The organism is Bacteroidota bacterium (assembly GCA_018816945.1).
Lineage (GTDB): Bacteria > Bacteroidota > Bacteroidia > Bacteroidales.
This window is the reverse complement of the sequence record JAHIVC010000060.1, coordinates 13,538-36,127: the sequence shown is the minus strand read 5'-3', so window position 1 is coordinate 36,127 and position 22,590 is coordinate 13,538. Positions and strand designations below refer to the sequence as shown.

Annotated in this window: 21 protein-coding genes; 10 read left to right on the top strand and 11 right to left on the bottom strand. The window is 35.5% G+C overall.

Going from position 1 to position 22,590, the window contains the following annotated elements; genetic code table 11:
- On the bottom strand, positions 1–387 hold a 387-nt coding region (locus KKG99_09270; protein MBU1013186.1), incomplete at its 3' end, for a 2,3,4,5-tetrahydropyridine-2,6-dicarboxylate N-succinyltransferase.
- A 106-nt stretch (positions 388–493) separates the two neighbouring features.
- Between KKG99_09270 and ruvX the strand changes: the two genes are divergently transcribed.
- Together ruvX and def are read left to right on the top strand one after the other, a co-directional pair.
- Positions 494–904 carry a Holliday junction resolvase RuvX gene (gene ruvX, locus KKG99_09265; GenBank protein ID MBU1013185.1) on the top strand — a complete coding sequence of 137 codons (411 nt, stop codon included), beginning with the start codon at positions 494–496 and terminating at the stop codon, positions 902–904.
- Between the two features lie 11 nt (positions 905–915).
- The gene (def, locus tag KKG99_09260; protein ID MBU1013184.1) at positions 916–1,491 is read left to right on the top strand and encodes a peptide deformylase; all 576 of its coding nucleotides are present in this window, start codon (positions 916–918) and stop codon (positions 1,489–1,491) included.
- Between the two features lie 181 nt (positions 1,492–1,672).
- On the opposite strand, the gene KKG99_09255 is transcribed toward def, so the two are convergent.
- From KKG99_09255 to KKG99_09240, 4 genes are all read right to left on the bottom strand, one after another.
- Complete coding sequence (locus KKG99_09255) at positions 1,673–2,179, bottom strand: nuclear transport factor 2 family protein (protein MBU1013183.1); 507 nt, start codon at positions 2,177–2,179, stop codon at positions 1,673–1,675.
- Positions 2,180–2,261: 82 nt separating this feature from the next.
- Positions 2,262–3,806 carry a ribonuclease Y gene (rny, locus tag KKG99_09250; GenBank protein ID MBU1013182.1) on the bottom strand — a complete coding sequence of 515 codons (1,545 nt, stop codon included), beginning with the start codon at positions 3,804–3,806 and terminating at the stop codon, positions 2,262–2,264.
- A gap of 279 nt (positions 3,807–4,085) precedes the next feature.
- Positions 4,086–4,373: a cell division protein ZapA gene (locus tag KKG99_09245; GenBank protein MBU1013181.1), complete on the bottom strand. Its 288-nt coding sequence runs from the start codon at positions 4,371–4,373 to the stop codon at positions 4,086–4,088.
- A 24-nt stretch (positions 4,374–4,397) separates the two neighbouring features.
- The gene (locus KKG99_09240; GenBank protein MBU1013180.1) at positions 4,398–4,685 is read right to left on the bottom strand and encodes a hypothetical protein; all 288 of its coding nucleotides are present in this window, start codon (positions 4,683–4,685) and stop codon (positions 4,398–4,400) included.
- A gap of 225 nt (positions 4,686–4,910) precedes the next feature.
- Between KKG99_09240 and KKG99_09235 the strand changes: the two genes are divergently transcribed.
- Positions 4,911–6,194, top strand: coding sequence for a DUF2851 family protein (locus KKG99_09235; protein ID MBU1013179.1), 1,284 nt, complete (start codon positions 4,911–4,913; stop codon positions 6,192–6,194).
- Between the two features lie 375 nt (positions 6,195–6,569).
- Here the strand turns inward: KKG99_09235 and KKG99_09230 are convergent, their stop codons facing one another.
- A complete protein-coding gene (locus KKG99_09230) occupies positions 6,570–8,465 on the bottom strand; it encodes a monovalent cation:proton antiporter family protein (GenBank protein MBU1013178.1) in 1,896 nt (631 codons plus the stop codon).
- 284 nt (positions 8,466–8,749) lie between these two features.
- Between KKG99_09230 and KKG99_09225 the strand changes: the two genes are divergently transcribed.
- The 3 genes from KKG99_09225 (at position 8,750) to KKG99_09215 (ending at position 12,805) form a co-directional block, all read left to right on the top strand.
- Entirely contained in the window at positions 8,750–10,432 is a 1,683-nt protein-coding gene (locus tag KKG99_09225; protein ID MBU1013177.1) for an alanine:cation symporter family protein, read from the top strand.
- A gap of 67 nt (positions 10,433–10,499) precedes the next feature.
- Positions 10,500–11,363 carry a helix-hairpin-helix domain-containing protein gene (locus KKG99_09220; protein ID MBU1013176.1) on the top strand — a complete coding sequence of 288 codons (864 nt, stop codon included), beginning with the start codon at positions 10,500–10,502 and terminating at the stop codon, positions 11,361–11,363.
- Positions 11,363–12,805, top strand: a complete 1,443-nt coding sequence (locus KKG99_09215) for an MFS transporter (protein MBU1013175.1) — start codon at positions 11,363–11,365, stop codon at positions 12,803–12,805. The genes KKG99_09220 and KKG99_09215 overlap by 1 nt, the downstream gene beginning before the upstream one ends.
- A gap of 295 nt (positions 12,806–13,100) precedes the next feature.
- Here KKG99_09215 and KKG99_09210 read toward each other — a convergent pair whose 3' ends face one another.
- The gene (locus tag KKG99_09210; GenBank protein ID MBU1013174.1) at positions 13,101–13,769 is read right to left on the bottom strand and encodes a rhomboid family intramembrane serine protease; all 669 of its coding nucleotides are present in this window, start codon (positions 13,767–13,769) and stop codon (positions 13,101–13,103) included.
- Between the two features lie 193 nt (positions 13,770–13,962).
- Here KKG99_09210 and purB point away from each other — a divergent pair, with 193 nt between their 5' ends.
- The gene (gene purB, locus KKG99_09205; protein MBU1013173.1) at positions 13,963–15,315 is read left to right on the top strand and encodes an adenylosuccinate lyase; all 1,353 of its coding nucleotides are present in this window, start codon (positions 13,963–13,965) and stop codon (positions 15,313–15,315) included.
- 393 nt (positions 15,316–15,708) lie between these two features.
- On the opposite strand, the gene KKG99_09200 is transcribed toward purB, so the two are convergent.
- Positions 15,709–18,381: a hypothetical protein gene (locus KKG99_09200; GenBank protein MBU1013172.1), complete on the bottom strand. Its 2,673-nt coding sequence runs from the start codon at positions 18,379–18,381 to the stop codon at positions 15,709–15,711.
- 243 nt (positions 18,382–18,624) lie between these two features.
- On the opposite strand from KKG99_09200, the gene KKG99_09195 reads away from it, so the two are divergent.
- The 3 genes from KKG99_09195 to KKG99_09185 are packed head-to-tail and all read left to right on the top strand — an operon-like array spanning position 18,625 to position 20,816.
- Positions 18,625–19,098 carry a DUF5606 domain-containing protein gene (locus KKG99_09195; protein ID MBU1013171.1) on the top strand — a complete coding sequence of 158 codons (474 nt, stop codon included), beginning with the start codon at positions 18,625–18,627 and terminating at the stop codon, positions 19,096–19,098.
- Positions 19,099–19,140: 42 nt separating this feature from the next.
- Positions 19,141–19,905 (top strand): dihydroorotate dehydrogenase electron transfer subunit, encoded by a 765-nt coding sequence (locus KKG99_09190; protein MBU1013170.1) that lies wholly within the window; start codon positions 19,141–19,143, stop codon positions 19,903–19,905.
- A complete protein-coding gene (locus KKG99_09185; protein ID MBU1013169.1) occupies positions 19,899–20,816 on the top strand; it encodes a dihydroorotate dehydrogenase in 918 nt (305 codons plus the stop codon). The genes KKG99_09190 and KKG99_09185 overlap by 7 nt, the downstream gene beginning before the upstream one ends.
- Here KKG99_09185 and KKG99_09180 read toward each other — a convergent pair.
- The 3 genes from KKG99_09180 to murB form a co-directional block, all read right to left on the bottom strand.
- A complete protein-coding gene (locus KKG99_09180; protein MBU1013168.1) occupies positions 20,813–21,157 on the bottom strand; it encodes a TM2 domain-containing protein in 345 nt (114 codons plus the stop codon). The genes KKG99_09185 and KKG99_09180 overlap by 4 nt on opposite strands.
- Positions 21,150–21,461: a DUF2752 domain-containing protein gene (locus KKG99_09175; protein ID MBU1013167.1), complete on the bottom strand. Its 312-nt coding sequence runs from the start codon at positions 21,459–21,461 to the stop codon at positions 21,150–21,152. Before KKG99_09175 ends, KKG99_09180 begins: the two co-directional genes overlap by 8 nt.
- Positions 21,462–21,535: 74 nt before the next feature.
- The gene (gene murB, locus KKG99_09170; protein MBU1013166.1) at positions 21,536–22,549 is read right to left on the bottom strand and encodes a UDP-N-acetylmuramate dehydrogenase; all 1,014 of its coding nucleotides are present in this window, start codon (positions 22,547–22,549) and stop codon (positions 21,536–21,538) included.
- Between the last annotated feature and the right edge of the window lie 41 nt (positions 22,550–22,590).

The window sequence follows — 22,590 nt, the reverse complement described above, 5'->3', positions numbered from 1 at the left end:
GCCAATATTAACGTAAGATGGCATCAGGATAACACCCCGAGCTAAAAAAGCACCATAGCGTGCCACAGCATGAGGTACCACCCTCACACCAAGTTTATCGTAATCTTTCTTCAAATCTATTTTATCATGGAATTCAAATGGAGCCAGCTCAATTTTTTTCATCCCCTGAATCGGGAAATATGAAAGAACTGCTTTTTTAATCCACTCATTGACAATCCATCTTTCAATCGAAATTCCATCTGCAGCAATGATCGGATCAGCAATACGGATTTTCCCCAAATCCAATAATTCAACTACATCCCTAATTGCTTTTATGGTTTGTTCATCTTTCAATAGACCCTTATTTTCCCAAGCCAATTCAATCTTTTTCCTTATTTGTTCGTACATAATACAGTGTTTGGTAATCAAAATTATATAAAAATTGAACAGTATAAATAGTTCTTCGTAATTTTGTGTCGTAATTACAAAATCTATCGATCAATAATTGAAAATATTGGGACGAATTTTAGCTATAGATTACGGTCGTAAAAGAGTTGGCCTGGCAGTAACTGATGAATTTCAAATAATTGCAAATGCACTCACAACCATTAGTGTAAACGAATTGTTTGCCTATCTGCACGACTATTTCAGCAAAGAAAAAGTTGATTGTATTGTAATTGGAGAACCTAAACAAATGAATTACGAACCTTCTGAATCCACAAAATACATTGAGCCTTTTATAAGAAAACTTAAAATTGAGTTCCCGAATATTAAGATCGAAAGGCATGATGAACGCTTTACATCAAAAATGGCACAACAAACCATTTTAGATGCCGGGCTCAAGAAAAAGGACCGTCAGAATAAAAGCTTGCTCGATAGTGTTAGTGCAACTATCATTTTACAATCTTACATGAACTCGATTTAATAAAATAAAATATGATATATCCTGTAGTAGCATACGGTCATCCTGTATTAAAAAAAGTTGCTAAAGAAATAGATAAAGATTACCCCGATTTGCAAAAAGTAATTGCAGATATGTTTGAAACAATGTATGAAGCAGTTGGTGTTGGCTTGGCCGCTCCTCAGGTAAATTTATCAATACGATTAATTGTAATTGATGCAGATCCTTATAAAACAGATTATCCGGAAGCTGAGGGTTTTAAAAAAGCACTGATCAATCCTGTTATTTTAAAAGAAGAAGGCGAAGAATGGGAATTTAACGAAGCTTGTTTAAGTGTGCCGGGTATTGCTGAATTTGTATTACGCAAGCCTAAGATTACGGTTAAATATATGAATGAAAACTTTGTTGAAAATACCGAAGTTTTTGATGGAATGATTGCCCGGATCATTCAACACGAACACGACCATTTGGAAGGGATATTATTTGTTGAAAGGGTAAGTAATTTAAAGAAGTTGCTCCTAAAGAATAAGTTGGGTGATATTGTAAAAGGAGAAACAAACGCATCGTATAAAATGCTTTTTGCACCGATAAAAAGCAAAAGAAAGAAATAAAAAAAGGGCATAAAGCCCTTTTTTTATCTAACTAATTTTAACGGTGGGCATATGGTGTCGTGCGGCCCTACCTTTCAAGTTACCAATAAGCATGATTGAAAAACTCAGGTAAGCAACTTGAAAACCTATCAAAATGCGGGCAGCATGCACTATATGCCATTTGCCTCGTAATTATTTCTTTTTAATCAACTATTTGATCATCACCATGTGAACCATGATAATGAATAATTTTCCATCCATTTTCTTCACGCCTGCAAGTCAAAGTTATTGCACCATCCGTTTTTCTATGAACACCTTCCGCTGTAATACTATCCCAAATATAGATTATTGTTACAACCCCAGCATACTTGCTAAGAACTACCGTTTTTACATCCTTTATTTCATGCTTATATAAACTAAAAAAAGATTTATCATCAGCCATAAAATTAGGTATTCCTTCTGCCCATTTACTATAATTTTCAATCAAAAAACCGTCAATTATTAAACAAAAATCCTCGGTTTGAGTAAACAATTGCAATGCTCGTTCTGGATAAAACGGAGGTTCCCAGCTCCTTAAAAATCCAGAAGCGATAGTTTTAAGAGTATCTGTTATTTCTTGTTCTTGATCTTTTGTCAATATATCTTTTCTACTTTGGCAATTAGAAAAAAGGAGAAGAGATAAGATTACTGCTATAAAATTAATTCTCATTATTCAGCTTGTTAATTGCTTTATTTTCTTGAATCATAATTAATCGCTCAAAAGTTGATGACTCTTTTTTTATGAGGCACAACTATTTAGCATAATTAACAGCCCTTGTTTCGCGGATAACTGTAATTTTTATTTGTCCGGGATAAGTCATTTCCTCCTGAATTTTTTTTGACAAATCAATCGAAATTTGATCAGCTTCCAAATCAGTAACTTTTTCTGCTCCAACAATCACACGCAATTCACGTCCGGCTTGAATGGCGTATGTTTTTACTACTCCGGGATAAGTAAGTGCCAATTCTTCTAATTTATTTAAGCGTTGGATATATGCTTCAACAACCTCACGTCGGGCACCAGGTCGGGCACCTGAAATCGCATCACAAACTTGCACAATTGGGGCAATTAATGAATCCATTTCAACTTCGTCGTGGTGAGAACCAATGGCATTGCAAATTTCAGGTTTCTCCTTGAACTTTTCAGCCAATTTCATTCCTAAAATTGCGTGTGGCAATTCCGGTTCATTATCAGGCACTTTACCAATATCATGCAACAAACCCGCACGTTTAGCTAATTTGGGATTCAAGCCTAATTCAGCTGCCATGGTGGCACATAAATTTGCAACTTCACGGGAATGCTGTAATAAGTTTTGACCGTAGGATGAACGGTATTTCATTCTTCCAATCATTCTTACCAATTCATGATGCATATTATGAATCCCAAGGTCGATGGTAGTTCGTTTTCCTATTTCAATAATTTCGAGTTCAATTTGCTTCTTGGTCTTAGCAACCACTTCTTCGATACGGGCAGGATGGATTCGGCCATCGGTCACCAATTTATGCAAAGAGAGTCTAGCAATCTCTCTGCGTACGGGATCAAATCCCGAAAGGATAATTGCGTCCGGTGAATCGTCGATGATGATTTCGATCCCTGTAAGCGCTTCAAGCGCTCTGATATTTCTTCCTTCACGACCAATGATCCGGCCCTTGACCTCATCACTTTCAATATTAAAAACGGAAACTGTATTTTCAATCGCATTTTCGGCAGCAGTGCGCTGAATGGTTTCAATCACAATTTTTTTGGCTTCTGTATTCGCTGTCAGCTTTGCCTCATCGATGATATCTTTAATTTGAATGGCGGCTTCAGATTTCGCTTCACCTTTTAACGATTCAACAAGTTGGTTTTTAGCTTCCTCTGCAGATAAGCCTGCTATTTTTTCCAGCTTTTCAATATGCTCATAATGAGATCTTTCCAACTCCGACTGTTTTTTGCTAACTACTTCGAGTTGAGCTGTCAGGTTGGTTTTGATGAGATTTAATTCATTTTGCTTTCTCTGAACTTCTTCGATTTTCTGATTGAGAGAGGTTTCTTTTTGTGTCAATCGGCTTTCGGTGCGCTGATTAGCTGAATTTCGCTCGTTTAAATAATTCTCGTGTTCAGTTCGTAGTTGCAGGAATTTCTCTTTGGCCTGCAATATTTTATCTCGTTTGATTACCTCGGCCTTTTCGTGGGCTTCTTGTACGATCTGTGTGCTTTTTCTGTTGGAGGATTTATTAATATAAATATTGGTAATCAATCCACCTACAATTAAAGAGCCCGCAGCTGCAATAACATTTAATAATATTGGGTCCATAATTCGATGTTAATTAAGTTATGCGATCGACCAAAACTATATTGAAAATAAAAAAACCCCGCATTAATTCTGAGCTTAGTAAACCCCTATACAGCATGTATAGAGTAGCCAAATTTTTCGAAAGTCCACCGTCTCGATTGAGAATCCCGATAAATCGGAATTGAGGCCTTTTCTAGAAATTCATGAGCTTAAAACTCTAATGATTATAATGTTGAGTTTACAAACATATTTGAATTAATGCGGGTATAATTTTGTGCTTTTCAAAGAACGATATTGACTTTAATCTATGCTATTGGATAAGATTTGGTCAATTCGACTTAATCTTTCCACAAAATGATCTTCGGATTTAAATAGTTTTTCCTCAGATACAAGTGAACTGTTTGCAAATTCCAAACAAACCATGGCCAACAGGTCCTGCCTATCATTAAAGGCATAGTTATCTGAATATTGCTTTATTTTCTCGCTAATCGTTTTCGCTGCTTTCCGTATTCCTTCTTCCTCTTCTTTTCTAATATTTAATCTATATGGTCTGTCAGCAATTGTGACTGTAATTGTTAGTTCATCCATTTTGCAGGTTTATTCAACCTAATTTTATTGATTTAAAAGTCCAATGCATTTATCTATTTCCCGCACCAGTTCATTTATTTTCAATTTAGCCTCACTTGATCCATCATTTGATTCAATTGACTTGGCTAATTTCACTTTTAGTAATTCGTCTTTAAATTTATCTATTGTTTGATTCTTATCTAAAATTATTTTTTTAAAATCCTCATTCTCACTTTGTAACCGATGATTGATTTTTTCGCTCCTCTCGTATTGTTCCAGCAATTTTTTTAGCTTGTACTCAACTCCAAGTAATAAAGTATTTAAATCACCCATTCAATTTAGCAATCATGATTTATATTCACAAAAGTAGTGATTTATGTAACTTAATCCAAATATCATTATGACCGCATACATGACTGATTCAGTACAACTTAAAAACATCCATCTAAAGTATCCAAAAAAGTATTACTGATTTATATTCATCAAATTACGACAATTTGCATGTTTGGGTATTAACTTCTGACAACTATTTTTAATCAAAACTTAAACCTAATGGTGATGAATAATAATGTGCCCGAAACCTTTTTATGCTATCTATGGAAATTTCAATTGATTAATTTACCCCTTGTTAGTGTTGATCATAACACAATTGTGGTAAAAAAACCCGGCATTAGAAACACAGATGGCGGGCCTGATTTTTCAAATACTTTAATTAAAATTGGCGAAACCATCTGGGCTGGAAATGTTGAAATTCATGGAAAATCATCTGATTGGATCAAACACAATCACCATCATGATCGTAAATACGAAAATGTAATACTTCATGTTGTATTTGAGGATGACTTGGGTCCTAATTATGAAAACTTTAAACCTGTTGCTGTTTTGGAATTAAAGAACAGATTTGATTTTAAAATATATTCGAAATATCAGGGATTTATGCAAAATCAGGGTTGGATCGCCTGCGAAAAATCTATTAATCAAATTTCAGAATTAACCAAGGTACACTTTCTCCAACGCCTTGCTATTGAAAGGATCGAACGAAAATTTAATTTATTGAGTGAGGAATTGTTAAAAAACAAATCCGACATTGAGCAGCTTTTTTATGTTCAACTTTTTAGAAGCTTTGGGTTTAAAACCAATGTCATTTCCTTTGAAATGCTGATTAAATCAATTTCTCTCATGGTTTTAATAAAGCATAAAGATGAATTGCTGCAAATGGAAGCATTGTTATTTGGTCAGGCCGGAATGCTTGATCAAGATTTTAAGGATGATTACCCAAATAAGCTTAAAAGCGAATATGTATACCTGAAACATAAATACGCTTTAAACCCCATCCAGATTCATCTTTGGCAATATTTACGCTTGTGGCCCTCGAACTTCCCGACCGTCAGAATTGCCCAGCTTTCAGCAATTTTACATCAAAACACCTCCCTGTTTTCTCAAATAATTGAAGCTGAAAGCACTGCCGAATTACTTCAAATGTTTGATGCTTCAGCTTCAAAATATTGGGATACACATTACCATTTTGATAAAGCTACAAAAAAGAAAATTAAAAATTTTGGAATAAAAGCCTCAGAGAGTATTCTTATTAATTGCGTGATTCCCATCTTATTTATTTACGGATATCGCACGGCTAAACCTGAACAAAGTGATAAAGCACTGCATTTTCTGGAAAACCTAAAGGGCGAAAACAATGCCGTTATAAGACAATGGAAACATTTAAATCTACCAACCAACAATGCTTTACAAACTCAGGCACTTATTGAACTAAAAACTCAGTATTGCGATTTTAAAAAATGCCTGGAGTGCGAGTTTGGGTGTGAGTTGTTGAATAAAAAATAACCTTTGGTATATACAGTCTCTAATTTTATTTAATATTTGTAATGCAGCTTTATTTTTTCTTTTAAATTATTGTATACAGAAAAGTTGAACCTCTCCGGCTTAATACTGTTTTCAAGTTTTTTAATTTAAGTAATTCCTATTATAACGACTAAGAAGTCCTTTCCTGATCAAAAATCAACAATTGAGATCGATCCATTGATATGCTAAACTTCCATATATTTGTTTGAACAGAATTTATACATGGATATACAACGCAATAAAACCAAACTTAAATAAATTTGATTCCCAATTCAAAACTTTTTGTACTTGGCACCAAAGATCAGATTGCTCAGACGCGTGAAATTTTAAATTCCATAAAAAAAATGAAGCCTGACACTAGGATAATTTTTTCTGAAAATCTTCAATAGCTGGATTGGTACCAAATATATTTACTATATCCCCCACTCTCAAATAGGTATCTCCATGAGGGATATACATATTTCTCCCTCGCCTTATCATCATAATGGTTCCACCACCATGGAACGGAATTTCTTTAACCTGCATCCCATCAATATTCGAATTAACAATCTGGATTTCAGCGATGTTAAAATTTTCATACGATTCAATAAGGGCATGGTATGTTGATGGGCGAATAATTAAGTTTTCGATGCTATTAGCCAAAATCCGTGTAGCATCAAATGTATCAACCTCCAAACTTTTTAGCTTTTGCTCAATTGAGCTGGTCCCTGATTTTGATATAATCCTTTCGTGCATAAATTCTTTACGCAACATCTCGCATATCCTGATATTTTCCTGATCATTACCCGTTAAAACTACAATGTGATTCGAAGGGTTCATTCCAATCTCTTTATAAGTACCAAAATCAAATCCATCACCCAAGAATGCTTCCAATCCCTTTGATTTCAAATCTTCATACCTTTCTTTTCGTTTTTCAATAATGACAGATGCTTTGGCATGCAGGTGCAATCTTCTCGCCAATAGAACACCTATACTCGAACCTCCAACAATAATTGTTTTTTCGATTTGTTTTATGTTTTGAGGGTTTATTAATCCATAAACAATTGGCGAAACGATACAAGCTATCACTGCCACTAATATGAAACTTGCATTTGCAGCCGCCGAAATCAAGTCGAGTTCATAACCGATCGCAGCTGCAGCAATAATCAATCCAAGTCGGGATGACATTAGAAAACCTCCTGATATGGCTTTTCTAAATCCAAAAACGCGAATCCATAAAAAAGAAGGGATTATTTTAATTGCAAATAATGATGTAAGCAATAATGCCAAAAAGAGAAATTGAGAATTGTCGAGGTCACTTAAAGCAGTTGCATCAAAATGAACCCCTATCATTATAAAAAACATGGGTATGAAAAAACCATATCCAAACCCATCAAGTTTAACTAATGATAAGGATCTGTCCTTTTGCAAGAAAAGTGAAAGTAACAATCCGCTCAAAAAGGCTCCTAACAAAACAACTTCTTTACCAATAAACTGTGCCAAAACAACAAATGTTAATATTAGAAGGATTGCGCCTCTAATCTGAATTTGAGAAGCTGCATGTGCCAATTGATAGGAAATTTTTTTAAAGGTGGACACTCTATCAAACCCTTTTCCAAAAAAATAAAGCAAATAAAACAGCACAACTAACAGCAAAAGATATACCAATTCTGACCGGAAACCATTTTTGATCACAAAAGCAGAAATTGTAATAAGTATAATACTAAAGATATCGGCTATTGCTGCGGCTAAAATAATCATCTGACCAAAGTGGGTATTTGTTTCAGCACGATTTTTTAATACTCTCAAAATTATACCTATTGAGGTAGTGACCATGATGAGGGAAAAATACCAAATATTGTTTATTTCAATAATGTTGGACAAAAGAAATGTTGCAAGAAGTGAAACAAAAATGGTAACGAAATAATACATCAGCCCAATAAGTAATGGGTTATTCAGATATCTAGAATATGTTATTTTATGTCTTGGGAAAGAAGCAATTACCTGATTCATATTGATTTCGAGTCCCCCTAAAAACATCAGAAAAATGAACCCTGTTAAAGCTAAAAAATCAAGATAGACAATAGACTCGGTAGGATAGCCCATTAATAAAGATCTTCCTATAAAATACCCTGCTAATATTTCAACAACCACAGTTGGTATCTTAGTAATCCTCAATATCGACATCAACATTGGAATCGCCCAGGCAATAAACACAATAATGAGTAAGGGGTAGAAATCAAAATCGAAAGATATCGTTAATAAATCCATCATAGATCGAAAAATCGTTAGTAAAAATAGATTAATGAACTGGTTTGAAAGTTTTAGTATAAAAATACAAATAAATTTTGTGTCTTAACTGTCTTATTTTATTTGATTATAAATAAACCATAAACCGACTTTACTTAAGACTTTACTTTGCGATTCATATATATTTTTGCCAAATTTGCTTCTCCTAAATAAATATTACGGAAATAATTGTAGATACTTAAATTATCATTCAAATCTCGTGTTACATTTACCCCTGAATAGCAAATATTAATTAAACAATTACCTGCATGAAGAATACCAGATTTAACGTTCTGCTTGGATTAAGCCTCTTTGTTAGCATCAACCTGTTCGCCCAAACAAATAATACTCCAACCGACACCATCAGGCAAGACACTACTGAACAATTAGCGATTGTTAATGATTCGGAACAAAATAATACTGAAAAAACATTAAGCGAAAGAATCAATGATGCCTTTGTTCCTATCGTTCGGGCCATGGCTTCTGTATTGAACTGGGATCCATTCTCAGCAGCAGGAATCCACGATCCCGTTATTCGTGATAAGCAAGGTACTCCGATTACAAATGAAATGGGACAGATTCGGACATCTCCAATTCCCTTCATTGTTGTATGGCTAATTTGTGGTGCAATTTTCTTTACAATATTTATGCGATTTATAAATATTCGTGGTTTTAAACATGCAATTGGGTTAATCAGGGGCAAATATGATAACCCTGACGATCCTGGCGAAGTTTCACATTTTCAGGCATTAACTACAGCCCTTTCTGCTACGGTCGGATTAGGAAATATAGCCGGTGTTGCCATTGCTATTACCGTAGGAGGCCCCGGTGCAACATTTTGGTTGATAATAGCCGGGTTTCTTGGAATGTCTTCAAAATTTGTAGAATGTACGCTGGGGGTAAAATACCGAAAGATTGACAAATTCGGGGTGGTTTCAGGAGGCCCCATGTATTATTTAAGCGAAGGATTGAAAAAACGAAAAATGAAATGGCTCGGATTGGTTTTATCCTTCATATTTGCAGTTCTCGTTATTGGTGGAGCTTTTGGTGGCGGAAATATGTTCCAGGCCAATCAGGCATTCTCTCAATTGGCTTTGATGGTACCCAGCATTTCAGGATATGGTGCCTATTTCGGGATCATTCTAGCTGTACTTGTCGGAGTTGTAATTATTGGTGGGATTAAGAGTATAGCCAGAGTTACTGATAAAATTGTTCCTTTTATGGCCCTGCTATATGTAGGTACCGCCATGGTAATTATTATTATGAATATTGATAAAACAGGAAGTGCTTTCGGTTTGATTTTGAGTGGCGCTTTTGCTCCTGCTGCCATAAAAGGTGGGATTATCGGGGTATTGATAGTCGGGTTCCAGAGAGCTGCTTTTTCAAATGAAGCCGGTGTGGGTTCAGCAGCAATTGCACACTCAGCAGTAAAAACAGATGAACCTATTTCAGAAGGATTTGTTGCATTACTGGAACCTTTCGTAGATACAGTCGTGATATGCACAATGACTGCCCTTGTTATTATTTTTACAGGCCAATACACCAACCCATTAGGGCTAGAAGGCACACAGCTGACCTCTCAGGCTTTTGGGTCTGTATTCTCATGGTTTCCGTATTTACTTTTGGTTGCTATTTTTCTGTTTGCATTTTCCACCATGATTTCCTGGTCATATTACGGTCTTAAAGGCTTTGATTATCTTTTTGGCGGTATTTCTGAAAAATTATTTGGAAATCGAAAAGTTACAGATACAATATTCCGAATTATTTTCTTAGGCGTTATTGTTGTTGGGGCATCTTCCTCTCTAGGTGCTGTTACCGATTTTGCCGATATGATGATTCTCACAATGGGTATTCCAAATATACTTGGACTGATCATTTTGGCACCTGAAGTAAGGAAGGACTTAACCAGTTATATCCGAAGGGTTAAAAGCGGAGAAATTAAAAGATATTAATCCCCGGAATGTCGACATTTTTATTAAAAGTGGATTAACCTGCATAAGCAGTTTAGTTCACTTTTTTATGAAAAATTTTCTTTCCGGCTTTTTTTACTTCAACAAAAAAGAACGACGTGGTATTTACTTTCTAATTATTATCATCACGCTTATTGGTATTTTTAATCTGGCATTGCAATTTATCATACAAAAGCCGGAAATTGACTTTACTCAATATGAGCAATTTATTTCGCATTACGATAGCCTCATAACTTCAAACAATAAATTGCAGGACTCCATAATTCAATATTTCAATTTTGATCCGAACAAACTCAAGAAAGAAGAATGGTTGCAATTAGGGTTAAATCCAAAACAGGCCCAGGTTATCATTAATTATCGCAATAAAGGGGGTGTTTTCAAAACTAAGGAAGATTTTCAAAAAATCTATTCAATTGATTCGGCACTATTTTCAAAACTGAATCCTTTTATCAGCCTTCCGGAAAAAGAAAATCAAACAAATAAAAAGTATCCTCAAATTAAGGATACGATTACTTTCCAGGTTGAACTAAACTCGACCGACTCCATCGAACTTATAAAAATTAAAGGTATCGGACCTGTTTTTGCTTCCAGAATAATAAAATATCGTGACTTAATAGGTGGATATATTTCTGTTTCTCAACTACAAGAAGTTTACGGCATTGATTCGCTAAAATATGATTCCTTAAAAGACTTCTTTTTGACCTGTAATATTGAGCTCATACAACACCTCAATATAAATGTAGCAGATTTTAAGGATTTACTGAAACATCCTTATATTAGCTACGATTTTACGAAAGATATTGTTAACAGGAGGCAAAAAAAAGTTTTTGACAAAGCCGAAGATGCTTTTAATGATCAGTTTATCAGCGACTCTCTTTTCCAAAAACTGCTCCCATACCTTACTACAAAATAATGAATAAAACAGTTGGTTTATTTGGCATATTCCCCAGAACATTCTGGCTGGCCAATGTTATGGAATTATTTGAACGATGGGCTTATTACGGAATGTTCGTTGTACTGTCGGTTTATTTAACAGACCCAATTTCAAAAGGAGGATTAGGCTTTACAAATAACCAGCGTGGACTTATGCAGGCTGTTGTAACCGGAATCATTTATTTGCTGCCAATTTTAGGAGGTGCATTAGCTGATAAATTTGGATTCAGAAAAGTTCTGTTAGCTGCATTTGTGACTCTTTCTTCAGGATACTTTTTCATGGGGCAGTTTACTTCATACGGTTTGGTATTTGCTTCATTTTTAATTGTTGCTCTTGGAGCTGCACTTTTCAAACCTATTATTGTAGCAACTGTTTCAAAAACCACGACCGAAAAAAACGATACCATTGGTTTTGCTATTTTCTACATGATCGTGAATATTGGTGGGTTTTTAGGTCCATTTGCAGCATCTAAGCTTCGTGATTTAAACTGGCATTATGTTTTTTACATGTGTGCTGCAGTAATCCTGCTTAACCTAATTTTACTTTACTACTACCGCGAACCCGGCAGGACCGAAGACAAAAAGAAAGAATCGATTGGCGATACTGTTCGTCAGATTTTTGCCAATATGGGCACCGCCTTAAGTGATCTTAAATTTCTGACATTTATCATTTTGATGATAGGTTTCTGGATTGTTTATATGCAATTATTTTTTACTCTGCCTGTTTTCATAACTCAATGGGTCGACACCTCAGATATCTATAATTCATCATCTCTTGTTGCAAGTGCAATTGGAACCGTAGAGGATGGCGTTGGCATTATACGTCCGGAACAAATTGTAAATATTGCTGCTTTTTCAATTATCATTTTCCAACTCATTGTATCCGGTTTAATCATGAAAATAAAACCCATTGTCACCATGATTGTCGGACTGTTGGTCATTACGATAGGAATGGGTCTTTTTAATTACCAAACATACGGACTTTTCATTGTCATGGCAGTTGTGATTATTGCATTTGGAGAAATGGCAAGTTCGCCCAGAATACAAGAATACATAGGACGGATTGCACCAAAAGATAAAGTGGCGCTTTATATGGGCGTAAGTTACTTGCCAGTTGCGGGGGGCAATGTTTTAGGTGGTTTACTATCAGGAACGCTATATGATAGCATGTCGGACAAATATATTATTTTAAAAACCGAACTTGCCGAACGTGGTTTTGCTACGCTTGAAAACATGCAAAATATGGATGGTGCTTTATTGTTTAAAGAAGCAATGGCCCATCTTAACATGACTCAAACCCAACTTAATCAAATGCTTTATTTAAAGTATCATCCCGGAAATATCTGGTTGGTTTTTGCCGGAATCGGGATTGGGACTTCAATCCTGCTCTTTTTGTATAATCGGTTTATGCTGAAGGATTAAGAATTGTCAATGTCATCCCGAAGGGAATGAAACTCCCCGCCGCAGAGCAACGGGGTATCAATTGGAATAGTATTTAATTTTTTCGCCACAAGCCCGCCTGCGGCCGGCAGGTTAGTCTCATTCATCCCGATACGCTGCGCTATCGGGATTCGTTCAACTTAGAATTTTTATAGCGCTAGCACTTATAAAAATCTAGTTTCACGAATAAAATGACTGAGAGATCTCTTTAGAATAATTTTTTAGAATAAGGATTTTTCCCTCGCATACAGCGAGATCGAAATGACAATAAAACAATTTAGTTATGCGTATCTGCTTCTGAAGGATTTGAATCTTTGATTTCCCAATAAGGATTTTCGTCGTCCAATTCATCATCATCCAGATCGTAGGTTTTTGGTTTTGGACCTTCGTTCCGAAAAAAAATTGCAAGTACAACTCCCGCGATCATTCCCATCAAATGCGATTCCCAGGAAATGTTTTTCTCAGGGAAAAATTCAGGAAAAACTCCCCAAATCATGCTTCCGTATAAAAAAATGATAACAAATGTTATAGCCAACAAACGGGGGTTTTTCCTCACCAATCCACTCGTAAATAAATAAGCAGCCAATCCGTAAACAAGCCCGCTTGCCCCAATATGGTAGGCATCACGAGCCAAAAACCAAACCCATATATTGGTAATCACGTAAACTAAAAAGAAGATTTTATATGCAATTTGTCGGTAGAAATAAAACAGGCAGGCACTCAAAACAAAAAGCGGAATACTATTAGCCATCAGATGCCCATACCCGGCATGCACTAATGGTGCAGTAATAATCCCCGCTAATCCCTTAAAAGTTAAAGGATAAATCCCTAAAAAGGACAAGTCGATATTGAAAACCAATTCGAAAAACCATACAAGCCATATAAATGCGGTAAATAGCGATGGGAAATACAAACATTGCAAAAATTCTCGTTTATCGGCATTCATTAGGTGAAATTAAAAAAATAAGTAATACCAATTGTTATCTTAAATGCACATTGAAAATTTAAGATTTTACAATGCTTTATGCCGTTTTACAAACATAGGATCAAATTGAGTAAAACGAAATATGCGACATTTTGTTAGTTAATCGATATTATTACCCCATTCTTTCGTATTTTTGAATATCAAAAAATAAATTATGGAATTAACTTCATTAACTGCCATATCTCCTATCGACGGACGATACAGAACTGCCACTATTGGACTGGAAAGTTATTTCTCAGAAGCGGCCTTGATAAAGTACCGCGTTTTTGTGGAAATTGAATATTTTATTGCACTATGTGAGCTTCCATTACCTCAGCTCAAAAGTTTTGATCATAAGAATTTTGATGTTCTACGAGAGCTTTTTCAAAATTTTAATGAATCAGAAGCTGGAAGGATTAAAGCAATTGAGAAGATAACCAATCATGATGTTAAGGCTGTTGAATATTATTTGAAAGAAGAGTTTGATCGATTGGGACTTTCGGAATTTAAAGAATTCATCCACTTTGGACTTACCTCACAAGACATTAACAATACAGCTATTCCTTGTTCAATGAAAGATGCGCATCATGATATTTTAATGCCCGTTTTTGATGAACTTGAATCTAAAATATTGGAAATGGCAACTTCGTGGGAAGATGTAACCATGCTTGCCAGAACACATGGTCAGCCCGCCTCCCCTACCAGCCTGGGTAAAGAAATTTATGTTTTTCATGAACGATTACAGGGACAAAGGAAACATTTTGAGAACATCCCTGTTAACGGGAAATTTGGAGGAGCAACCGGAAATTTAAATGCCCATTATGTTGCCTATCCCAAAATTGATTGGATTAAATTCAGCAATGATTTCTTAAAGGATAAATTAGGTTTGACTCGTTTGCAAACGACCACACAGATTGAACATTATGATAATCTGGCTGCTTATTTTGATAATTTAAAAAGAATTGGGAATATATTAATCGATTTGAACCGCGACATTTGGACCTACATTTCATTCGATTATTTCAAACAAAAAATTAAGGAAGGAGAGATTGGTTCTTCGGCAATGCCCCACAAAGTAAACCCCATCGATTTTGAAAATGCAGAAGGGAACATCGGTATCGCGAATGCGCTTTGTGAACATTTATCTGCAAAACTGCCAATTTCACGATTGCAACGTGACCTTACCGACTCCACAGTTACACGAAATGTCGGTTTACCGATTGCTTATCTGATCATCGCAATTAAATCAACTTTAAGAGGATTAAACAAGTTGATTTTAAACCAAAATAAAATTGATGCTGATTTAGAAAATAATTGGGCTGTTGTTGCTGAAGCAATCCAAACAATTCTTCGTCGCGAAGATTATCCAAATCCATATGAAGCCCTTAAAGATTTAACGCGCACAAATAAAGGAATTGACCGAGAAACGATTCGATCGTTCATCGATCAACTCGAAGTTTCTGAAAAGATTAAAACAGAACTGCGTGCCATTACTCCTCATAATTACAGGGGAGTATTTAAAATGTAATCCGATTTTTAATGAAAGTTAGTGGATTTAGTATTATTCGGAATGCCATTAAACTGGATTATCCAATTGTTGAAGCGATCACTTAAATATTGCCATTTGTGATGAATTCGACTACTATGTATCGATTCTTTAAAAAAAATTTAAAGGAAGAGATCCTCGTTTTATCCGGAAAATGGTAAATAAAATGAACTGGAAGCTAAACTCTAACCCTGAGCGTGAAAATTTCAGTTTTGCATCAAAACTATTGCATCGCTTTGAACATATAAGGAGATGGAGAATTTGTGAATATAAAAACTACAAAATGATCTGATGTTTTAAAATTAAGATATGGATAAAACAAAAACTCCTCTAAAGACTGATGCTTTAGAGGAGTTTCATTTTTTGGTCTATCTTCTATTTGTACAAATTATTAAACAAAAGTTTAAACAAAGCATAGGATTGGGCCCTGTTATGGAAATTAAATCCGAATAGAATAATATTTCCTTTATCAACAGGCACATCCAAAATTGTAGCTTTCTTTTTAATAAGTTCCTCGCCAAAAATCATCCCACTTAAGAGTAAAGATTCATCAGGATAAGAAGCAATAACATGATATTTCATTTCCTTTTCAACAAGCTTATAAGGTCCTTTAGCATCCTTTCGTTGCTCAGGCTCGGCCGAAGCAGGTACCTTTCCAATGTCACTTCCTGAACGGATCGTGTCGGGAACCATGATATAAGTGGCATCTCCTTCAACATAAGCAACACCATTCGCTGTCATTCCGAAAGCTGTTTTATGACTGGTATTGTAATTCATCTTTAGAATTGATCCGGGACAATTAAAATCAGTTGGGTTGAGGCCTTTAATAGCGCTTGTAATGGGAATCTCAAATTGCTTGATCGCAAAATCGGCAGAACTGCTATTACAAATCAAAACACCCCCATTTTTTACAAAAGTTTTTAGGTTATCTGCACCTTGATTTGTGATACCACCAACAAAATCAGGTAATGTTGACATTCTCGGCATACCCTCAACAAGCGCATTTTCTCTCATATCAGGCAGGATGATTACATCAAAACGATCATTAAGTTCTCCTGCAATTACTTCAGCATCGAGTAATTGATGGTAATCAAATTCAAATCTGTCTAATATCAATGAAATCCAACCCTCATCCATGCTTGCGCGATAGCTTTTGTACAAAGCCACTCTTGCTTTTTTGTACGCAGTTATGCCCACCGGCACTGCACCGCCAACAAGTTTCACACTAGTTTCAGAAACAATATCTTTTATCTTTTGGGCAGAAATTGAACCGGACTCAATGACAAAAGTTCCTGCTTCATAATTTGTCCCTCCCAGCGAAAATGCTTTTTGTGCATAACCAACTTTTCCACCTGCTTTTAAAATTCTATTTACTGCTATAAAACTTCCGTTATCAGCACGCGATAAAACATAATGAGTTCCACTCTGTTTTATGCTTCCTTTCGTTGCTGTAGCTTCAGTGATCTTAGTTTTTTTAACTTCAAGCGGTTTGCTTATTTCCTTGTATTTTACGCCCATTTGCAGAGGAAGTGTCCAACCGGCCGCATCATACGAACGGATGGGATCCTTAGTTGTTTTTACTGTTCCAACAACCCCTTGCCATAGATGTGAATATTTTTTCAAATCAGGATATTTCTGAAGTTCCATAATATTTTTAACGAAATACCCGAAAGGTTGTGATGTTGGGATGATGTACGATCCTTTTGAATATTTGATCCCGTTATGCTCGAATGCCTTCTCAGCAGTGTAGATTTCTATTCCATTCAAAATAAAACGATTGATCATTAAAGCAGTGGAATTTTCATCTCTTTGCTCTGCGGGAATGATCCAGCCATAAGGTGGTTCGGTTTGGAATTTTTGAATTACATCCGAAGCCATTTTCCATTTGTTATACAAAAGCTCATTTTTGTATTTAGAGGCAGTTTCGAGCACTGCTTTTGATGCAGTTAAATTATAGGCAACGGCATCGCCAAGTCGCCACCATCCACCTTCCCACGGATCAGGATAAAAGACACCAGGAGTTAAATCCCTGAAACCTTCAGGGAAATCGCTTAATGAATAAAAATTAGGTGTTGCAAATCCGAAGTTCGCAGTTTCTGTAAGTATGGAAGGAATATTATGTCCATCAACAAATTGGGTAGCATAACCGGGATACCAACTATCAAAATTTACCCGTGAAATAGCTCCCGGTTTCTCTTCTTCAGCAAAAGATTTTCCCATAGCACTACCTATCAGGTTTTTCCATCTTACAATAATTGGATGAACATTGGGGTTCATCGGTTCTGATTCGGGAGGCAACCAAATACGAGCCGGAAATGGAGCTGTTTCGTGTAAATTATATAAAATTTCGGGAAACCAGATTTGACAGGTAACCCTGTTCATATTTTGAATTTCCTTTAAATTGGCGATATATGAATCCCTGTTATTATCATGACCTGCATATTTTTGATACAATTCAGGCAATCGGGCTTTTTCATATTTTGTACCGACATTTTTCATGTACCAATCGGCAACCATGGTCAAACCATCAGGATTAGCGAAAACCAAAAGAAAAATTACATTTTGCCTTATCGATTTTGTTTTCTGATCTTCACCGGTTACTATATCATATGCTAATTGCAAGGCATGTTGAGCCGGAGATGTTTCTGTTGCATGTAATCCGCAATCAATCCAAACAATGGCCTTGCCTTCTTCGGCAAGTTTTTCGGCCTCAGCCTTACTGATGCCCCTACTCATGGTTAATTTTTCATTAATTAACCGATACTTTTCCAAATTTGCCATATTCTCTTCCGAAGAAATTATTGCATACTTCATGCGTCTTCCTTCGGAAGTTTCGCCCATATCAAATATTTGCATTCGATTTGTTTGACCGGCAATTTTTTCAAAATACCCAATAGCTTGCTCATAATTAGCAAGATGAAAATCGGCTCCGGGCTTAAACCCCAGATATTCTTCGGGCTTGGTTATATTTTGTCCGTTTACCGAACAAACAATAAACATGCTTGAAACGAAGATAAACACAGTAATTAACAAGGATTTTCCAGACATTTTTATTTCGTTTAAATTGCTAAAAAAAGTTATTTCATTTAAAGACTAAAATACAACATTTGCATTAATCCCAACATTTTTTTCATTTCTGTTGGTCTATAATTTATCAAAGTTGGTATGTTTTATATGCACAAAATTCAATATTTCCGATGTTTCTATAAAATCAGCTTAAAAAACACAATACAATTATTTAGACTTAATCATATTGAAGAATTATTGCTATTTTTGCACAAAATTTAATATATGGATTTAAGCAAAATTTTATCTATTACAGGAAAGCCGGGACTATATAAGGTTGCGACTCAGGCCAAGAACGGAATAATTGTAGAATCATTGGTTGACGGGAAGAAATTCACTGCTTTCTCAAACGAACGAATGAGCTCACTTGAGGAAATAAGCATTTTTTCGCAAACTGAAGACATTCCTTTGAAAGACATATTTAAAAGTTTTTTCGATAAATACGAAGGCAAAGCGAGCATCAGTCATAAATCCGATAATGAAACCCTTAAAAAAGTATTTGAGGAAGTTGTGCCGGACTATGACAGTGAACGGGTTTATATTTCAGACATTAAGAAAGTAATACAATGGTATAATTTACTGGCCGAGAAAGAAATGTTAAACTTTGAGGAAGAAACTGAAGAGGTAAAGCCGGAAAAAACTGCTGATGATTCAGAAACTTCAAAACCAGAGAAGAAGAAGAAAAAAATAGTAGAATAAATTGAAATCCGTCGGTTGACGGATTTTTTTTAATTTTAGAAAATGAAGAAAATACAAGATTGTACTGTTCACAACATCAAAAATCTGAACAAAGACACTTACATTCTTGAATTAAAATGTCCGGAAATACCTGAAACTATTGCCGCTGGTAATTTCGCGGAGGTTAGGGTTGATCGCAGTGCTGATGTATTTTTAAGAAGACCATTGTCTGTTTATAATGTCGATTATGATAAAAAACTCATCAGTTTCTTCATCAAAATTATTGGTAAAGGCACAGCCTTATTGCAAGAACTTAAAAAAGATGAAATTGTCAATATCATCTACCCCCTTGGAAATAGCTATGACACTAAACAATCCGGAAAAGTTTTGGTAATTGGAGGTGGATCGGGTATTGCACCGCTGCTATTATTAGGAAAAGAATTGAAAGAATCAGGGGCAAAAATTAGCTACCTGCTTGGCGGAAGAACTTCAGAAGACATTCACCTGATCGAAGATTTCAAGAAATATGGATCAGTTAATTTTACAACTGAAGATGGCAGCCTTGGTGAAAAAGGACGAGTTACAGATCATAGCATTTTCAATCAAATTTCTGAATTTTCAAAAATTTATACTTGTGGCCCTGATCCAATGATGAAAGCCATTGGGAATATTGCTCAATTTCACCGAATCCCTTGCGAAGTTTCTTTGGAAAACATGATGGCTTGCGGTTTTGGAGTATGCCTTTGCTGTGTTACTGAGACCAAAGAAGGAAATAAATGTGTTTGCACCGAAGGCCCCGTTTTCAACGTAGATGATTTGAAATGGTAGATTTATCCGTTAAAATACACGATTTAGAACTTAAAAATCCGGTGACAACGGCATCCGGGACTTTTGGTTTTGGAGAAGAATTTGAGGATTTTATTGACTTAAACCTTTTGGGTGGGATTTTTGTTAAAGGGCTGACCTTAAAAAACCGCGAAGGAAATGCTTACCCTCGTATGGCAGAAACTCCTTCCGGGATGCTTAATGCTGTAGGTCTTCAAAATAAAGGGATAGATTACTTCATCAACACAATTTATCCACGAATAAAAAAATACGACACCCAAATCATTCCAAATATTAACGGTTCAACCGTTGAGGATTATATTGAAGTTGCTGAAAAACTGAATGAAATTGAGGGGATCAAAGCCATCGAATTAAATATTTCCTGTCCAAACGTAAAAGAAGGCGGAATGGCATTTGGGATTAGTTGCCCGTCGGCCATTGCAGTTACCAAGGCAATTCGTAATGCCTACAAAAAAACTTTAATTGTTAAACTCTCTCCAAACGTAACAGATATTACTGAGATTGCAAAAGGAGTTGAGGGTGCCGGTGCTGATTCAATCTCTTTAATTAATACCCTTCTGGGAATGGCCATCAATCCTAAAACACGAAGACCAATTCTTTCAACCATAACAGGAGGATTATCAGGACCAGCCATTAAACCCATCGCAATCAGGATGGTTTGGCAGGTTTATAATGCAGTAAAAATTCCAATTATAGGCATGGGCGGAATCATGAATACGGATGATGCTATCGAATTCTTCTTGGCCGGATCATCAGCTATACAAATCGGAACCGCAAATTTTATTGATCCACAAATCTCCATTAAAATTCTTGAAGGCATAGAAAAATATTGTATTGAAAACAAAATTGCTGATGTCAAAGACTTAATCGGAGCAATGGAGCTTGAAGCCTAATTCATATACATTTTAACCTCATTGGCCATTCTTTGATTATATTGAAATGCCAAATCCTGGTAATTGACCAAGTCAACAATTGTCCCAATCAAACAAAGTCCTCCGGTAAATAAATAAAGAATGCCCATTCCTATTTGCCCTAAAATGAATCGCTGTACACCAGCTAAAACTACAAATCCAAGCAAAGTGGTTAATAAAATTAATTGAGGATCTTTGCGACGTGAACGATAAATATTAGCAAACTTTAAAAGTTTTGCTTCGTCATAATCAGCGGTTATTGATTGAACATACTGGAGCTCAAATCCGGTAAGTTCGGGCATAAATTGAAGAATATTAGCCATGGTTCGAAATTTTATAAGGGTTTGTTTTTTTAAGAATTGTTAATTGAAAAATTCGATACAGAATGATTACAGTAGCAATCATCCCTAATGGATGAGCCTGAAAAGATGCGGTTATCTTTCCATGAAAAAAATAAGAAATTGAATGGCCAATGCCACATCCTGGGCAATATTGAAATCCCATCTGATCAAATAAACATAAACTGTAATGTTTTTCATGGGGATTAGAAAATGCAAGCAAAATGATAGCGAAAATCCAAAAACTAACTTCCAGATTATTTCGGATGAATAAATATATATTCCTCATTTTACTATACCCATTATTGCTGTCAGTAACAAATATAAGCTAATCCGTCCTGATTTCAAAAAGAAGCTGAATTCTCAGAGAATATTTACTTCAGGTTCAAGTTGAATTCCAAATTTTTGATTTACGCTCTCAATAATTAAATTTGACAACGATAGAATTTGACTACCATCACCTCCACCATGGTTTACCAAAACCAACGCCTGTTTATCGTGAACCCCAACTTGTCCGATTCTTTTTCCTTTCCAACCGCACGATTCAATCAGCCAGGCTGCTGCTAATTTCGAGGCACCTTTTGGTTGAGGGAAATATTTTATTTCCGGAAATTTAGAATTCAATTCGGCAAATTTATCATGTTCAACAACCGGATTTTTATAAAAACTACCAACATTACCAATTTGTTTTGGATCAGGTAATTTTGAAGCACGGATGTTAATAATCGCCCTGTATACATTTTCAAGACCAGGATCAAGATGCTCATTTTCAAGGAACATACTGAGTGCTTCGTATTCAATATTTGGCTTTGCATTTTTGTTTAAACGCAGAGAAACGTCCATAATTAAGAATCTATTTTTAAACTCTGATTTAAAAATACTATTCCTATATGCAAAGTTACATTCCTCTCTCTTAAATGTTACGATGCTCCCATCTTGTAAATCAATTGCAGTCAATGATTCAAAAACATCTTTTAATTCAACCCCATAAGCCCCGATATTCTGAATAGGAGCTGCACCAACACTTCCGGGAATGGCAGCAAGATTTTCAATGCCCGACCAACCATTTTTTACTGTAAAATCAACCAATTCTTCCCAAATTTCTCCTGCTCCAATTTTCAGGATAATGAGCTCTGAGCTTTCAGCATCAACTTCAATCCCTTTAAAAACAGGATGAATAATTAGTCCATCAAAATCTTTTGTAAATAAAACATTGCTTCCACCACCCAAAATGAATACATTCTCATTCCTGAATATTTCCAGCAATTTCAATTCCTGGATCTCAGGTTGTGATCCAACTTCTACAAAATATTTTGCTTTACAATCAATTTGAAAGGTATTTAAGTTTTTTATAGAAAAGCTGGATAAAATATTCATGGTCAATTTTGTTAAGCCAAAGATAATCCATTTGGATTGAA

Bases quoted from the DNA above. Each gene is read 5' to 3' on its own strand.
- KKG99_09185 (MBU1013169.1), top strand. From the start codon at position 19,899: ATGGTAGATTTATCCGTTAAAATACACGATTTAGAACTTAAAAATCCG.
- KKG99_09190 (MBU1013170.1), top strand. From the start codon at position 19,141: ATGAAGAAAATACAAGATTGTACTGTTCACAACATCAAAAATCTGAAC.
- KKG99_09180 (MBU1013168.1), bottom strand. From the start codon at position 21,157: ATGGCTAATATTCTTCAATTTATGCCCGAACTTACCGGATTTGAGCTC.
- KKG99_09175 (MBU1013167.1), bottom strand. From the start codon at position 21,461: ATGAGGAATATATATTTATTCATCCGAAATAATCTGGAAGTTAGTTTT.
- rny (MBU1013182.1), bottom strand. From the start codon at position 3,806: ATGGACCCAATATTATTAAATGTTATTGCAGCTGCGGGCTCTTTAATT.
- KKG99_09215 (MBU1013175.1), top strand. From the start codon at position 11,363: ATGAATAAAACAGTTGGTTTATTTGGCATATTCCCCAGAACATTCTGG.
- KKG99_09230 (MBU1013178.1), bottom strand. From the start codon at position 8,465: ATGATGGATTTATTAACGATATCTTTCGATTTTGATTTCTACCCCTTA.
- KKG99_09255 (MBU1013183.1), bottom strand. From the start codon at position 2,179: ATGAGAATTAATTTTATAGCAGTAATCTTATCTCTTCTCCTTTTTTCT.
- def (MBU1013184.1), top strand. From the start codon at position 916: ATGATATATCCTGTAGTAGCATACGGTCATCCTGTATTAAAAAAAGTT.
- KKG99_09225 (MBU1013177.1), top strand. From the start codon at position 8,750: ATGAAGAATACCAGATTTAACGTTCTGCTTGGATTAAGCCTCTTTGTT.
- KKG99_09195 (MBU1013171.1), top strand. From the start codon at position 18,625: ATGGATTTAAGCAAAATTTTATCTATTACAGGAAAGCCGGGACTATAT.
- KKG99_09220 (MBU1013176.1), top strand. From the start codon at position 10,500: ATGAAAAATTTTCTTTCCGGCTTTTTTTACTTCAACAAAAAAGAACGA.
- murB (MBU1013166.1), bottom strand. From the start codon at position 22,549: ATGAATATTTTATCCAGCTTTTCTATAAAAAACTTAAATACCTTTCAA.
- KKG99_09210 (MBU1013174.1), bottom strand. From the start codon at position 13,769: ATGAATGCCGATAAACGAGAATTTTTGCAATGTTTGTATTTCCCATCG.
- KKG99_09240 (MBU1013180.1), bottom strand. From the start codon at position 4,685: ATGGGTGATTTAAATACTTTATTACTTGGAGTTGAGTACAAGCTAAAA.
- KKG99_09245 (MBU1013181.1), bottom strand. From the start codon at position 4,373: ATGGATGAACTAACAATTACAGTCACAATTGCTGACAGACCATATAGA.
- purB (MBU1013173.1), top strand. From the start codon at position 13,963: ATGGAATTAACTTCATTAACTGCCATATCTCCTATCGACGGACGATAC.
- KKG99_09235 (MBU1013179.1), top strand. From the start codon at position 4,911: ATGAATAATAATGTGCCCGAAACCTTTTTATGCTATCTATGGAAATTT.
- KKG99_09200 (MBU1013172.1), bottom strand. From the start codon at position 18,381: ATGTCTGGAAAATCCTTGTTAATTACTGTGTTTATCTTCGTTTCAAGC.